Origin of the sequence: Pseudomonas sp. HLS-6 (assembly GCF_002753995.1) — a bacterium.
GTDB lineage: Bacteria > Pseudomonadota > Gammaproteobacteria > Pseudomonadales > Pseudomonadaceae > Aquipseudomonas > Aquipseudomonas defluvii.
In genome coordinates, this window is the sequence record NZ_CP024478.1 from 15,298 (window position 1) to 30,054 (window position 14,757).

Annotated in this window: 15 protein-coding genes and 2 pseudogenes; 12 read left to right on the plus strand and 5 right to left on the minus strand. The window is 55.9% G+C overall.

Annotated features, from left to right (window positions below; translation table 11 throughout):
* Positions 1–464: 464 nt before the first annotated feature.
* The 7 genes and pseudogenes from CS390_RS00055 to CS390_RS00080 all read left to right on the plus strand — a co-directional run.
* Positions 465–803, plus strand: coding sequence for a zinc ribbon domain-containing protein (locus tag CS390_RS00055; protein WP_071890582.1), 339 nt, complete (start codon positions 465–467; stop codon positions 801–803).
* A 54-nt stretch (positions 804–857) separates the two neighbouring features.
* The gene (locus tag CS390_RS00060; RefSeq protein ID WP_010951438.1) at positions 858–1,763 is read left to right on the plus strand and encodes a cation diffusion facilitator family transporter; all 906 of its coding nucleotides are present in this window, start codon (positions 858–860) and stop codon (positions 1,761–1,763) included.
* A gap of 109 nt (positions 1,764–1,872) precedes the next feature.
* A pseudogene (locus CS390_RS25185) lies at positions 1,873–2,052 on the plus strand (hypothetical protein); the annotation flags it as partial.
* Positions 2,053–2,153: 101 nt separating this feature from the next.
* Positions 2,154–2,471, plus strand: coding sequence for a transposase (locus CS390_RS00065; protein ID WP_079761861.1), 318 nt, complete (start codon positions 2,154–2,156; stop codon positions 2,469–2,471).
* A gap of 5 nt (positions 2,472–2,476) precedes the next feature.
* Positions 2,477–2,803 (plus strand): IS66 family insertion sequence element accessory protein TnpB, encoded by a 327-nt coding sequence (gene tnpB / locus CS390_RS25190; RefSeq protein WP_145991801.1) that lies wholly within the window; start codon positions 2,477–2,479, stop codon positions 2,801–2,803.
* Between the two features lie 61 nt (positions 2,804–2,864).
* Entirely contained in the window at positions 2,865–4,400 is a 1,536-nt protein-coding gene (locus CS390_RS00075) for an IS66 family transposase (protein ID WP_099773211.1), read from the plus strand.
* A 10-nt stretch (positions 4,401–4,410) separates the two neighbouring features.
* Positions 4,411–4,641, plus strand: a pseudogene (locus tag CS390_RS00080) (DUF3147 family protein); the annotation flags it as partial.
* A gap of 32 nt (positions 4,642–4,673) precedes the next feature.
* On the opposite strand, the gene CS390_RS00085 reads toward CS390_RS00080, so the two are convergent.
* Entirely contained in the window at positions 4,674–5,000 is a 327-nt protein-coding gene (locus CS390_RS00085) for a DUF2790 domain-containing protein (protein ID WP_011953106.1), read from the minus strand.
* Positions 5,001–5,689: 689 nt separating this feature from the next.
* On the opposite strand from CS390_RS00085, the gene CS390_RS00090 reads away from it, so the two are divergent.
* The gene (locus CS390_RS00090) at positions 5,690–6,364 is read left to right on the plus strand and encodes a heavy metal response regulator transcription factor (RefSeq protein WP_015268421.1); all 675 of its coding nucleotides are present in this window, start codon (positions 5,690–5,692) and stop codon (positions 6,362–6,364) included.
* Positions 6,361–7,779, plus strand: coding sequence for a heavy metal sensor histidine kinase (locus tag CS390_RS00095; RefSeq protein ID WP_011953107.1), 1,419 nt, complete (start codon positions 6,361–6,363; stop codon positions 7,777–7,779). The genes CS390_RS00090 and CS390_RS00095 overlap by 4 nt, the downstream gene beginning before the upstream one ends.
* A 57-nt stretch (positions 7,780–7,836) precedes the next feature.
* On the opposite strand, the gene CS390_RS00100 is transcribed toward CS390_RS00095, so the two are convergent.
* Complete coding sequence (locus CS390_RS00100) at positions 7,837–8,424, minus strand: hypothetical protein (protein WP_010951442.1); 588 nt, start codon at positions 8,422–8,424, stop codon at positions 7,837–7,839.
* A gap of 266 nt (positions 8,425–8,690) precedes the next feature.
* On the opposite strand from CS390_RS00100, the gene CS390_RS00105 reads away from it, so the two are divergent.
* Positions 8,691–8,912, plus strand: coding sequence for a hypothetical protein (locus CS390_RS00105; protein ID WP_010951443.1), 222 nt, complete (start codon positions 8,691–8,693; stop codon positions 8,910–8,912).
* An 82-nt stretch (positions 8,913–8,994) separates the two neighbouring features.
* Here the strand turns inward: CS390_RS00105 and CS390_RS00110 are convergent, their stop codons facing one another.
* Genes CS390_RS00110 through CS390_RS00120 form a run of 3 tightly spaced genes read right to left on the minus strand, consistent with a single transcriptional unit; the run spans position 8,995 to position 11,811 of the window.
* Entirely contained in the window at positions 8,995–10,449 is a 1,455-nt protein-coding gene (locus CS390_RS00110) for a phospholipid carrier-dependent glycosyltransferase (protein WP_010951444.1), read from the minus strand.
* Positions 10,443–11,426: a glycosyltransferase family 2 protein gene (locus CS390_RS00115; RefSeq protein WP_010951445.1), complete on the minus strand. Its 984-nt coding sequence runs from the start codon at positions 11,424–11,426 to the stop codon at positions 10,443–10,445. The genes CS390_RS00110 and CS390_RS00115 overlap by 7 nt, the downstream gene beginning before the upstream one ends.
* Positions 11,392–11,811: a GtrA family protein gene (locus CS390_RS00120; RefSeq protein ID WP_010951446.1), complete on the minus strand. Its 420-nt coding sequence runs from the start codon at positions 11,809–11,811 to the stop codon at positions 11,392–11,394. Before CS390_RS00120 ends, CS390_RS00115 begins: the two co-directional genes overlap by 35 nt.
* A 257-nt stretch (positions 11,812–12,068) precedes the next feature.
* On the opposite strand from CS390_RS00120, the gene CS390_RS00125 reads away from it, so the two are divergent.
* Positions 12,069–13,037, plus strand: coding sequence for a LysR family transcriptional regulator (locus CS390_RS00125; RefSeq protein ID WP_011953108.1), 969 nt, complete (start codon positions 12,069–12,071; stop codon positions 13,035–13,037).
* Between the two features lie 210 nt (positions 13,038–13,247).
* Positions 13,248–14,555, plus strand: a complete 1,308-nt coding sequence (locus CS390_RS00130; protein WP_009395904.1) for an OprO/OprP family phosphate-selective porin — start codon at positions 13,248–13,250, stop codon at positions 14,553–14,555.
* The last annotated feature ends 202 nt before the right edge of the window (positions 14,556–14,757 follow it).

Here is a 14,757-nt window from a genome sequence, read left to right on the forward strand (position 1 = left end):
ATGGCGGTAGCTATGGAGTTAGCGGGAGCTACAAGGCAAACCGTCGACAGATGCTGAGCGATTGCGCAATGTGCGGAGCGTCAGAGGCCTTAGGCCCCTAGGCGTTGGGGACGCTTAGTATGTGTGAGGCATAGGGATAAAAAGAGAAATGAATCTCGCTGAGCGCATTATTTCCGGGACCTGATAACGACACGATGACCTCGGGATTACAATGCTGACAGAAATCCAATTACTGCTGTTTTGATTGTCATTGATCACGCTATGATCAAAATTAGGGGGATACTACCCACCAAAAGCAATGCTCCGCTCAGCTAGATAAATTTAATTTCACAAACAAAACGGTTTCGTTTTGTCGTAGGCTAATTTTGAACTTTCAATTCAACTTACAAGTCTTTCTCGCGAGCAGAATATTATTTTCAACTTTTGCTCGTTAATATGTCACCCATCAATGAGGGGCGAATACCATGAGCTTTTTCAAAAACATCCTGGGCGGGCACCATGGCCGTGGAAACCACGGTGGAGGCAAGCACCACAGCGGGGGACATGGGGCCGAGCAATATGATCGCCATGGCCGGCAGCAGGGCTGCGACGGCGGTAATCAGGTGTATGACGGCGGGCGCCCTCCCACTCCTGCCCCCATCAAAGATCTGCAGGGCTGCAGGCAGTGCCGGACGGCCAACGATCCGTCAGCACGCTTTTGTCTAAACTGCGGAACACCGCTATCGAGTGGTTGCACCGCCTGCGGCTCGCTGCTGAGTGCAGGAGCAAGATTTTGCAGTCACTGTGGCCAAGCGACGCTCTAAGGCTAGGTAGACAGGAAGGCCAACGAGACCACAACCCTGCGCAAGGAGAAATACGTGGGTTCAAATCATGACCATGGCAGCGCTGCAGTACGCGAGGGGCATCAGAAGAAGCTAATCATGGCGCTCGGCTTGACTGGCAGCTTCATGATTGCAGAAGTGATCGGTGCGTGGATTACCGGCAGCCTGGCGCTGCTGTCGGACGCATCTCACATGTTCACAGATACTGCCGCCTTGGCGATCTCACTGATTGCACTTCAGATAGCCAAGCGGCCGGCGGATCAGAAAAGAACCTTCGGCTATGCGCGCCTGGAAATTCTGGCTTCGACGTTCAACGCCGTGCTGCTCTTCCTGGTGGCGATGTACATCTTGTATGAGGCCTACCAGCGCTTCTTCATGCCGGCGGAGATCGCTACCGGAGCGATGATGTGGATCGCAATCGCCGGCCTGATCATCAACCTAATTTCGATGCGCCTTCTGGCATCTGCGAGCAACGAAAGCCTCAACGTCAAAGGAGCCTACCTCGAAGTTTGGAGCGACATGCTCGGCTCGCTTGGCGTAATCATCGCGGCACTTATCATCCGCTTCACCGGCTGGACCTGGGTCGACACGATTGTCGCTGTGGCGATCGGCCTTTGGGTTCTGCCGCGGACGTGGCAGTTGCTTCGCGAAAGCCTGGGGATCCTCATGGAGGGTGTCCCGAGGGGGCTCGACGTTACGGCAATCGAGGCCACCATCCTCGGAGTAGATGGCGTGACGGACGTTCATGACTTGCACGTGTGGGCTGTCAGCAGTGGCAGTAACGTGATGACGTCGCACGTAGTGGTTCGGGATTCTGCAGATGGGGATGCTGTGTTGGCGGCCGTCGTGGATGCTGTCAGCGATGCATTCGAAATCCATCACTGCACCATCCAGATCGAGCGGGCAGCTTTCCACGAGAGCGTTCCCTCACCCTCGCACTGACCGATCGGTAAACACCATGCAAACACATCACCCTCCTGGCTGAGGGTGATGTTGCAAAAAAAATGCGGTGAGGGATGCCGTAAACGGCAGGAGCGCTTCAAGGGGGTTGGTGAATGGCTTCGCCTGCCCTCGTCAACAACCTCCAGAAGGCTCAGCGATGGCCTGGATCATCACGAAGTACCTACTCACTGCCGGTATAGTGATTCTCGTGTCAGAGCTGGCGAAACGCAGCGACAAGCTGGGCGGCTTGGTCGCCGCCCTACCCTTGGTCACGGTCGTGACGTTGGTCTGTAAGCGTCCAGCCAAGTCACCTTCCGCAATCCCGCATTAAGGGCGATGGTGTCCGCGTATTTTTAAGCGGACGCGATAGCCCTTATCGCCGGGATTTCCATGCGCCAACGAAGCTCTTACCCCAAACCGTTCAAGGCCCAGGTTGTTCAGGAGTGCCTGCAACCTGGTGCGACCGTCTCCAGCGTGGCCATACGCCATGGCATCAACGCCAACGTCATTCGCAAGTGGCTACCGCTTTATCGGGATCAACTGCCAGCGGCGTTGCCGGCGTTCGTTCCTGCGAGGGTTACGCCCAAACGACCAGCTGAAGCAGCGGTGATTATCGAGCTACCGCTGGGCGCGCAATCGGTCACGGTGAAATGGCCAGCCTCCGATCCTGAAGGTTGCGCCCGCTTTGTCCGTGGGCTCGCCCAGTGATCCGCGTGGATAGTATCTGGCTCGCCACCGAGCCGATGGATATGCGTGCGGGTACTGAAACCGCGTTGGCCCGCGTGGTGGCGGTGTTCGGTGCGGCGAAGCCGCACTGCGCCTATCTGTTCGCCAATCGCCGCGCCAACCGCATGAAAGTTCTGGTGCATGACGGCGTGGGTATCTGGCTCGCCGCGCGGCGCTTGCACCAGGGCAAGTTTCATTGGCCAGGCATCCGGCACGGCTCGGAAGTCGAACTCGACACCGAGCAACTTCAGGCTTTGGTACTGGGGTTGCCCTGGCAGCGAGTCGGCGCAGCCGGCGCGATCACAGTGCTGTAGCACCTGCCATTAGCCCATCGGTTTATCTCCGCTGACCGCCTGCTCTGGCACAATCAGCGGCATGACTTCCTCGCCCAATCTCGACCAACTGACACCTGACCAGCTGCGCGCACTGGCCGCGCAGTTGCTCACGCAAGTCGATGCGATGGGCAAAAAGATCCACCGCGATCAAACAGTCATCGAGCAGCTCACCCACGAAATCGCATGGTTCAAACGGCACAAGTTCGCCAAGCGCAGCGAGCAGCTAAGCCCTGATCAGGGCAGCCTGCTTGATGACCTGCTCGACACCGACATCGCCGCCATCGAGGCCGAGCTGAAAGCCGTCAATCCTCCGGTTACCCCAGCCGAACCACGCCAACAACCCAAGCGCACACCGCTGCCACCGCAATTTCCGCGCACCGTGATCCGTCACGAGCCGGAGAACACCCAGTGCGCCTGCGGTTGCCAGCTTCAGCGCGTCGGCGAAGACGTCAGCGAAAAGCTCGACTACACGCCGGGCGTGTTCACCGTCGAACAGCACGTGCGTGGGAAATGGGCCTGCCGCCAATGCGAAACGCTGATCCAGGCGCCCGTGCCGGCCCAGGTGATCAACAAGGGGATCCCTACCGCCGGCCTGCTGGCTCACGTGATGGTGGCCAAGTTCGCCGACCACCTACCGCTGTACCGGCAGGAGAAGATCTTTGGCCGTGCCGGCCTGGCCATCGCTCGTTCGACACTGGCACAGTGGGTCGGGCAAACCGGCGTGCAGCTCCAGCCCCTAGTCGATGCGCTGCGCGAAGCGGTGCTTGCCCAGCGCGTGATCCATGCCGACGAAACCCCGGTTTCGATGCTCGCGCCCGGCGAGAAGAAGACCCACCGTGCCTACGTCTGGGCCTACAGCACCACGCCCTTCGCCGATCTGAAGGCCGTGGTCTACGACTTCAGCCCCAGCCGTGCCGGCGAGCATGCGCGCAATTTTCTTGGCCAGTGGAATGGCAAGCTGGTCTGCGACGACTTCGCTGGCTACAAGGCCAGCTTCGAGCAAGGCATCACCGAAATCGGTTGCATGGCTCACGCCCGCCGCAAGTTCTTCGATCTGCACGCGGCGAACAAAAGCCAACTGGCCGAACAGGCGCTGCACTCTATCGCTGGGCTGTACGAAGTCGAACGCCAAGTGCGCGACATGAGCAATGAAGAACGCTGGCGAATACGGCAGGAAAAGGCTTCACCGCTCCTCGACGCACTACATGACTGGATGCTGGCCCAGCGTGATCTTGTGCCCAACGGCTCAGCCACGGCGAAAGCTTTGGATTACAGCCTCAAACGCTGGGTAGCGCTGACGCGCTACCTGGACGATGGCGCTGTGCCCATCGACAACAACCAAGTCGAGAACCAGATCCGCCCGTGGGCTCTAGGTCGCTCCAATTGGCTGTTTGCCGGGTCGCTACGCAGCGGCAAACGGGCGGCGGCAATCATGAGCCTGATCCAGTCGGCGCGGATGAATGGGCATGATCCGTATGCCTATCTCAAGGATGTGCTAACGCGACTGCCGACGCAGAAGGCCAGCGCTCTGGCCGAGCTGCTGCCGCACAGCTGGGTATCCGTCGGCAAGGTGTAATGCCCGTTCGCTTACGTTGGTCTGGCTCTATTTAGAGAACCAGAGCATGGAGAAGATCTCCAACCATGCTTGGTACACGTTCTGGTACGTGCTTCCGACCCTACCGATGTTTATTGCTTTTCCATTGCTGCTACCTAAGCTCGGCTTTTGGCCGACACTGATCAGCAGCATCCTCATCACAATGGCCAGCTTCGGAGGCTTCGCCATACTGCTGCGCCGGTTCGGCATTGAGCTTCTATGATCCGGTGGCCGCAGGGATCATCTTGATGAGTCTTAACGGCTATTAACACACTCGCCCTTCACCAGGTAGCGAACCATGTGCAGTTCGCCTTTCGAGTCTTCGTAGGTCATCATGCTTCTTACATTACCGCAGTACCGCACACTGGGTGATACATACACCAACTTACCAACGTCCAGGTCCATGCCATAGGCGTAGTCTTCTAGTTGAGGCATGGGCTTTTTTACGCGTTGAGCATAATCCGCTGTAGCCTCTCTAGCAGTACGCTCGATGCGTTTATTGATCTCCATACCGCTTTGGGCATTGGCTGTTAGTGATGTAAAGAGCAAAAACACGGCGATCGCTGATACAGTAGTGTTCATAAGAAGTCCCTTAATAAAAAAGCGCCCGTAGGGGGGCGCTAAAATTCACCTACCAAAGGAGCGTATGGTTTACAGGTGAATGCACTGGCGCGAACAACTGCTCGGTGCTCTTGCCAAGCTGCTTTGAAATGAGACAATTTCCAAAGCAGCGATGCCTCTTCCGCTGCCCTTAAACTAGCAAAGGAGGCTAACACCAAGATGATCGGGCAATTACAATTTGGACATGTAATAGATTGTAAGATAATTATTCGAGAGAATATCGAGCCGCCACGTGAACTAATTTGCAGAAAGGCGCTGCGGTTTGCGGCCGTGCATGGGGTCTGCCTGCGTGGCGCCCTCGATCCAAGGCCAGTACCAGTCCTTGCAAGCTAACGACCGAAATGCTGCCTGTCCTGGCCGATTCCACCTGCCAGGCGAATCTGTCATACACCGCCGCAGGCCCCAGAATCCGCTATGCTTAGGGGTGGAGCCTGCATGACTGTCAGAAATCTTGCGGCTACATTACAAATTTGTAGGATTTCGCCGCGGCCAGCTTCTTCGCGTTAAGATTCAAGCGTCCTCAGGTGACCCGGCGTATGGACAGAGGTAGCGACTACCACATGCCATACCCTCAGCCAAACTTTCGAACAGCCTGCAACCATAATCTTGGCGGATTAGGCCAACTCCTTCCTCACACCTTGAGATAAGTTATGCGCGTTCTAGTTGTGGAAGACGAAATTAAAACTGCCGAATATCTTCAGCAGGGCCTATCCGAAAGCGGGTATGTCGTAGATATCGTGCACAACGGTGTAGATGCTCTGCACTTGTTCAACACTAATGTCTATTCGTTGGTCCTCCTGGACGTGAACCTCCCGGGTATCGACGGCTGGGACCTGCTGGAAACCATCCGTAAGACCAGCCGGGTCCGCATCATCATGCTGACCGCCCGCGGACGCATCAATGACAAGCTCAAGGGCTTGGACGGCGGCGCGGATGACTACCTTGTGAAGCCATTCGAATTCCCTGAGCTGCTTGCTCGCATCCGTTCGCTGCAACGCCGTGGTGATGAGTTAGTCGAGAAGAGCTCGCTGAAAATTGCCGATCTGGAACTCGACTCCGTCCGCCATCGCGTCTTCCGCGGTGGCACACGCATCGATCTCACCACCAAGGAATTTGCGCTTCTGCACCTGCTCATGAGCCGAACGGGCGAAGCGCTGACTCGCTCTCAGATCATCTCGTTGGTCTGGGATATGAATTTCGATTGCGACACCAATGTCATCGATGTAGCCATCCGGCGCTTGCGCTCGAAGATCGATGAGCCGTTTGAAACCAAGCTCATTCACACGCTTCGTGGCGTTGGGTACGTTTTTGAGGAACGCGCATGAGGCCATTCAGCCTGGCTGCAAAGCTGGGGTTAAAAGTTGGGTTGATGAGCGCAGCGTTGCTGCTTCTGTTCGCCACCTTTGGCTATCTGATGGTAGGCAAGGCTCTGGAAAGAAATGCCAGAGCAGACCTGGAAGTAAAGATGGCGGGGATGGCTCACAACCTGTCCACCATCCCGGACATCTCCGGCGTCAACGCGGATGCGCATCAGCTTGTCGATTTGGTCATGGGCCACAACAACCTGTATGTGAGCATATTCGATACCTCACAGAATCAGACTCCCCTGCTCTCGATTGGCTCGAAACAGGTCAATCTGGAGGTGCACAAGTTTCAGCCGGCGGCCCAGCCCAAAGAGCACGAATGGCGTGATACGCAGGACCGTCCTCTGCTGAGTGCTTCTCGAATCATGCGTTTGGGCGATGGAACAGAGGTCAGCGTCTATATGACCATGGACCAGTCATCCAGTGAGGCGCTGCTCGATGCGTTGCTGACCTGGGCCTTGATGATGTCCCCCGTCATCCTCGCACTGATCTTGGCCATTGGCTGGTGGACTGTGCGCAGAGGCCTGCTACCACTGACCAAGTTCCTCAAGATCGCCTCGAAAATCTCAACCGAGAGCCTCGACCATCGCCTTCCAACTGATGGGATGCCGGCAGAACTCAAAATGCTCGCCGACGGCATCAACATCATGCTGGCTCGCCTGGATGATGGGGTTCAGCAGCTCTCGCAGTTTTCTGACGACCTTGCTCACGAACTTCGAGCACCGCTTTCCAACCTGATGGGCAAGGCCCAGGTTGCCTTGACCAGAGAACGATCGCTTTCCGAGTACCGGGAGGTTCTGGAGTCGTGCACAGAAGAGCTGGACCGCATGAGCCGCATGGTTTCCGACATGCTGTTCTTGGCCCAGGTCAGTCATCCAGCATCAATGGTGGAGTTCGAATCCGTCTCCTTGGTCGACGAGGTTCAGCGAGTGTGCGAGCTCTTCAGCATTTCAGCAGAAGAAGGCGAGATTCAGCTGCAGATCTCCGGCAGTGATGACGTGGTGCGCGGGAATCGCCTGATGGTTCAACGTGCCGTCTCGAATCTGGTCTCGAACGCGATCCGTTACTGCCCTCGCGGCCGCACGGTCTACGTTAAGGTGCAGCATAGTGCGAGCGGTACGACGTTGAGTGTCGGCAACCCCGGCCGTGGTATTGCCAAGGAACACCACGCGCACTTGTTTGAGCGGTTCTACCGTGTGGACAAGAGCCGAGCACGGAGCGAAGGCGGTACCGGTCTTGGCTTGGCCATTGTGCAGTCGATCATGAGTCTGCACCAGGGATCGGCGAGCGTGGAGGTGACCGAAGAAAACTTCACCTGGTTCCACCTTCACTTTCCGGAAGCCCAGCAAATGCAGCCGGCAATGACCGCCGCTTAAATTGCGCAGACACGATTAGGCCCGTCAATCGACGGGCCTTTTGTTTGCCTCAATGCATCAGTGCCGAAGGACCACAGGGTCCATGGGCGACCGCAGAATCACCGACTTAATAATCTTCTGTTCGTCAGGATTGGCGTTTTTCCACAGGTGTGAGAAGTACTGAGCATTCACTTTCTCTTGAGCACTTACGCTGCCGGCGGCATCGATCAGGCGCATGGTCGAGTAGACACAGATCAGCGCCAGAATGAAGAACGCCGTGGCGACCACCATCACATAACGCTTGGCCAGCACCGGTGCCCGCTTGAGCTCCTGGATAGAGGCGTCCGCCGCCTTTGTCGCTGCTGTAAGCTCCGAGATCAGTGGCTGGATGGCGGTGTCGACTCCGCGGCATGCAGCTGAATACGCTGATGCAGCGGCGCGCAAGGCAACCTCCTCCGCGTTCGACCAAGCCTTCTCCGCCTTTCGCACCTCCTCCTGAATCTGCCGGCCGACAGCGTCCACCTGCTCCACCAGTTCGTTCGACCTCTCCAGAACAGCGCTGGAGGTGCGCGTCTGCGAGGTCAGCTCATCGAGCTGGACAGTGAGTTTTTCAGTGCAGCGGCGAAAGTCACCGATAGCAACTGCCCAGGGCTCTATGTCATTCATGGCTATCTCCTAGGGCGGCCAACAACGCCGCGCTGAATTAACGCGCTAGATATCAAAATTGTAATTTAAGAGAAAATTCGAAGTCGCCCTCGACAGTGCCGAGATAGACATGATCCTTCCAGATTTGAAGATTTAACGCATCCTATCTGCAGCCAAAATTACGGAATTGTAATTATTGACTCACCTTGTCGTTAGCTTCGCGTTCCTAAACTACAAACCAACAAAGGCCGCTAATCAGGTTGGCCTAGTATGAACCGAGGTTCACAATGAAATTTGTCAAATCTATCGCTATTGGCAGCCTGCTGCTGGGTCTCATGGGTACCGCTTACGCTGAAGGCGGCTTCGAGCGAACGAAACAGTTCAACGAGAACTTCCGAACCGAACAGGCTCGCCTATGGAGCGATGACTCTTCGGACCAGAACAAACAACAAGTCGCTCAAGAGCAAAAGAAAGAAAGCAAGGATGGTAAGGAACAAGCCGACAATTAATCGGCGGTTAAATAGGACTTCAAATGACGAAAGAAATCGACAAAAAAGCCAGGGTAAAACCTGGCTTTTTTGTGCTTGGAATTTAGCCTTCGTTCTTGCGAGGCGTTTCCGCATTGCTTTCTCCGGCCAGACCCTCGGCACCTTGTGCGGGGCGTTTCCAATGGCACAGCAGGAGCTGGCTGGCGTTCGCTTCGGTGATCGATGTGCAAGCTAGATCAGCGGGCAGACCATCCTTGCTGTCTCGCAAGCGCCTGGACAGATAGAACGAGCCATCCCGCGGCCACTTGGCAGGATCCTTGATGTTCTCGGACTTCCCGCTGCTGTAAAACTCCGACGAGTATGAGCGGCGGCCAGGATAGATCAGGGGAGCGGAATGAGCAGACTGCACATTGAGCCAGGCTTGAACCACATCCCGCTGATTCTGAGGGCGCTCCTCTAGTACCCCGGCGTAGATGATGCCCGCACCGATGATTGGCAACACCAATGCGCTCGCAGCGGCAGCCCAGGTGGTCTTCGGGCCAACTTCGCTGACCCGTGCAGACAGCAGCAATGCCCACGCTGGCAGCGCGGGTAGCAGGTAGGTCCACAGAATGTTGCCTGCAAATGTGAAGAAGACCGGTGTCGCCAAGGCCCACAGCCAGAGGTAGGCTTTGAAGCGCTGCATCGATCCACGCTTGCGGATCAACAGTGGTAGAAACAAGGCCCATGGCAGTAGCGACAATCCGAGCTGGATCCAGATGCTGCCGTACGGCTTGGCATGAGCACTACCATAGAGGTCCCCTGCCCAGTTACTGACGACGTAGCGGCTCCAGTGCTCACCAACGAAGAAGTACTCCATGAAGCCGGGCGTTTTCATCTCGGCCGCGACATACCATGGCACGGATATACCGAACATGAGTACAAGGCCGCTAATCCAGGGAAGCCTCAGTACCCGTCCCCATTCCTTGTAGATAACGAACCAGGCGAATGCCGGCGCCCCCATAAGCACCAGGGTCAGCGGCCCTTTGGCAAGCAAGCCCAGCCCGAGACCTGCGAACATCAGGTAGGCATCCGCCTTGCTGGCGCACTTCATCCAACGCCAGAAACCGTAGCTGGCCAGCAGAATCGAGAACGACAAAACAGGGTCAGTCAGCACAACACCGCTGGAGACCAGGCCAAGTGTGGTGCTGGAAAAAATAATGGCAGCCCAGATGCCGGCGTTACGAGAAATCTGCTGCGTGCCGAGTTTGATGATGATGAAACAGCTTGCCAGGTGGAGTAGCCACGCTGGGAAGCGCGCAGCGAACTCGTTAACGCCGAAGACCGTCATGCTCGCGGCCTGGGTCCAGAAGGACAACGGAGGCTTGCCCCAGAACGGTACCCCGTAGTCGAACATGGGCGTGATCCAGTCATTCAACTCGACCATCTTGCGAGCCATTTCAGCGTAACGGGCCTCAGATGTGTCCATCAGCGGGTAGATGCCCAGCCCCACCAAACGCAATAGCAAAATCGAACCCAGGACCCACCACAGCGTCCTCTCGTTCTTCAGGTTCAGCATTTCTTACCCTCGATCGAAGCCATCGAAGGGTGGAGTGACACGGGATCTGCCTTGTTGCTGTGCTTCAGGAAATAGAGAGGCCGGCGCTTCACTTCCGCGAGTGTCACGCCCAGGTACTCCCCCACCATGGCGACACCGACGCACATGAATGAAGCCATTCCGACGATCAGGTGATGGATGTCGAAACTGCCTGCCACAAGCGACGCAAGCATGTAGCAGATGCTGGAGACGAAAAGACCGAAACTGATGAGGCTGAAAATGCGCAGTGGTTTGCGAGAGAAGCTGACGATGCTCTCGATGGCCAGATTGAACAGGCCAGCTGCATTCCATTTGGTGCTCCCGGCATGGCGAACAGTGCGATTGTAGGGCAGTTCGATGGTACGAAAGCCTACCCAGCCGATCATGCCTTTGAGAATCCTGGAGCGTTCATCCAGGGCCCGCAGGGCTGCCAGCGGCGCAGGCCCAATCAATCGGAAATCGCTGACATCGGCCGGCATGTCCACCTTCTCCACCAGGCGCTGCATGACCCAGTAGTAAGCCCGGGCACTCATGCGCTTGAACCACGAATCACCGATTCTCAGGTTGCGCTGCATGTTCACCACGTCGTAGCCGCGTTGCCAGTAGTCCACCATGGCCGCGATGAGCTCTGGTGGATCCTGCAGGTCGACATCAATGAAGATCAGCGCACTGCCACGGGCATGGTCTATCCCGGCGCTCAGTGCAGCCTCTTTGCCGAAGTTGCGACTCAGGGACAGGCAACGTACAGATGACCCATCCTGATAGTGGCGAAGAATGTCGGCCGTCCGGTCATTACTGCCGTCGTCGACATAGAGGATTTCGCAGGAGACGGGTAAGCGCTTCACCACGCGGGTGATTCGCTGGTGGAACTCGGGGATGGTTTCCTCTTCCTGGAAGCAAGGGACCACGATGGTTAACAAGGGATCAGGGCGCTCGGGAAAGCGATGTAATGTCTGCATGATTGAATGTCCAAAAACGATGTGCAATGAATCCAAGTGCAGTGAGGCTTAAGGTCACTACGACTTGGGAGATGAGCGGTGACAGATTCGACTTGATGAGGAACCACATACCCACGCCATTGCCGAAGTTTGTGGTTAACGCGACCAGTGCAAACCTGACAGGCTGAAACTTACGAGAGCCATCTGCCACAAAACAGAGCGCCCTATTTCCAATGAAGCTCGCGATTGCGCCAACCATGCCGCCACAGATACTGGCCAGTAACGGAGTAACGAATTCTGTCGTAACCAGCAATAGGAACACCGCATAATGGACTCCCGTTGCTATGAAGCCGATCCCCAGATAACGAATCAGTAAGGTAGTAAGAGGTGGGGTTTGATTTTCCATGCCCAAAGCCTATGGAGGCAAAGGTGAAAAAATAGTGAACTAAATGTAAATGCGTAATTAGCCGAATCTATATATGGTAAGTAACAAGTCGGCGCACTAGGCTAGCACGCTACAATATCAGAGGGATTGCCTGAAAATTACGCTTTCGAAATAAAAGCCTTCCGATAACGCATGCATGACCCGTGGATTACAATGTTGACAAGATAAGGAAACACCGGGTGGCATTGAGATAGATTCCCCGAATTAAGGGGGACCTAATGGTTACACAAAATGAAACATATACAAGCAGCGTTGTTCCTTACAGCCCTGACATATTGGATGATTTGCCAATTGATGATCAGCTGGCCGTAGAGTTTTTCGCAACAGCACGTTGTGCCAGTTTCAAACAGGCTGCCCGAGGGCTCAATGTGCCAGTGGTAGGCCTGCGGAAACGCTTGGAGAAACTGGAAGAGCACATTGGTGCTCCCGTGTTTGTCTACAAACACAACAAGCTTGCCCTGACCCGCACAGGCGAGAGGGTCAGCCATTACCTGTGCCAGCTCTTCGGCCCAGACGGCCTTGGCAAGTCCGGTGAAAAGGAAGTCCCCAGGCTTACCATCGCGATCACAGAGCCAGTGCTGAACGACATCGTAAACCGCGATCTAGTCGCCTACGTGCGTGATCATGCCGAAATGCAGCTGGAAATCCATTCAGAATGCACAACGCAGATGCTTTCTGAGTGTGAAGTCGATGTGGGTATCGCTTTGGTGAGCCCAGATGATAAAGGCGCGCTTGATCGCCATCCTACGTATAGGTTTGAAAGGCTTGGCCGGATTGGGCACGCCCTGTTCATTTCCAGCCGCTATTCAAGAAGCGTCACCCTTCCAGTGGAGAGCTTGGATTTGCACAACTTCATGCTCGTTGTCCCTTGGGATGAAGAGATCTTGGCGGGCTCACGAAAGTGGGCATCGATAATGGCTGAGCATCAGGGCGGTACCACTCGGGTCAAGAGCTACAACCTATCACGAGGCCTTGTCGTTGGCGGTGCGTGTATTGGAGTGCTGCCCGACTACAGCCGAAAACTGGAGAGAAATATCCTACCCGTGCCGGGTTTCCTGGACGACCTGGAGGAGAAAGATGTCTATCTTGTTATCAAAACGAAGCTTGTCCGCAATCCGCAGGTTTTGGAAATTCGAAGATTGATCAAGAAGAGCTTCTTTGATAAGAAGGACTGGCTTGTTCGGTAACAGTTTTGTTAGGTTTCAAACTCCTCCGTTAACACTACAGAAACACAACTGTCATATTCGCTTGCAACCTAGTCAGAGTGCTTAGAACAAAGGCATCTTGTTACAGCGGGTGACAACCGTGGCCTGCTCCCATCTGCAAGATAAATTTAGGCCGGCGCAGGGCGAAATATAACGTCGGTAGCTAAGCACTTAACATACGAGAGGCAAGCAATGATCCGTTCTTCGAACATGCGGGAAAAGCTGTTGGCTGCCGCAATAATAGGCACATTTTCCTCGCAAGCATTCTCCGGAACAGTAACCACTGACGGAGCTGACATCGTTCTGAAGACCAAGGGCGGTCTTGAAGTATCGACTTCTGACAAGGAATTCAGTTTCAAACTGGGCGGCCGAGTTCAGGCCGACTACGGCCGTTTCGATGGTGTCTTCACCAAGAATGGCGATACCGCTGACGCAGGCTACTTCCGTCGCGCCTACCTTGAGCTCGGTGGCGTGCTGTACCGCGACTGGAAGTATCAGCTCAACTACGACCTTTCCCGCAACACGGGCAACGACTCCGACGGCTACTTCGACGAAGCCAGCCTGACCTACACGGGTTTCAAGCCGGTGCAACTGCGCTTTGGCCGTTTCTACACCGACTTCGGTCTTGAGAAAGCCACCAGTTCGAAGTGGACCACCGCCATGGAGCGGAACCTCTCGTACGACCTGGCGGACTGGATCAACGACAACGCCGGCATGGGTGTTCAAGCCACCAGCACCATCGCTGACATGGCTTATGTTTCCGGTAGCGTTTTCAGCGAAACCAATAACAACTCGGATGGCGACAGCACCAAGCGCTACAACGTACGTGGCGTGTTCGCACCGCTGCACAGTGATGGCAACGTCCTGCACGTCGGTGCTCAGTACGCTTACCGCGACCTCAAAAACAGTGCGGTCGATACCCGGATTCGTTCGCGTCTGGGCGTCCGCGGTGTAGATACCAATGGCGGCGGCGATGCCGGCACCAACGGCAACCGCATGCTGTTTGGCGGTGCTGCTGCACAAGATGGCCTGTGGAAGGACGACTCGGTCTGGGGTCTCGAAGGTGCCTGGGCCACCGGCCCGTTCTCGGTTCAAGCGGAATACCTTCGCCGCAAGCTGAAAGCTGACCAGGCCAACAACGACATGAAGGCCTCCGGTTACTACGCCCAGATGGCTTACACCCTGACCGGCGAGCCGCGTATCTACAAGCTCGATGGTGCCAAGTTCGACACTATCAAACCAGAGAACAAGGAACTGGGGGCCTGGGAAGTCTTCTACCGCTTTGACGATATCAAGGTCGAAGACGGCAACCTGGTCACCGCGGCGGACCAATCGAACGAGCGCAAGGCCAAGAGCCACACGGTGGGTGTGAACTGGTACGTCAACGAGGCGGTGAAAGTCAGTGCCAACTACATCAACGTGCGCACCGACAACAACGAGAACACCGTGGGCGACGACAGCGGCAATGCCATCGTGACCCGCCTGCAATACGTCTTCTGATCCCTCTCATCAGTCTGACGTGAGAAAGCCGGAAGCGCTCAACGTGCTTCCGGCTTTCCTGTTTCTGGAGGTGATCAAGCATGGAGCGCCCTCCTCCTACCTGCTTTCGCTTACCGATGACCGCTCTTGCCAAAGCTCGGCGAATCTGATGTGATTGCCGCGTCGGGCTTTGCATGGTGGCCGTGCAAGCAAATCAAACCTG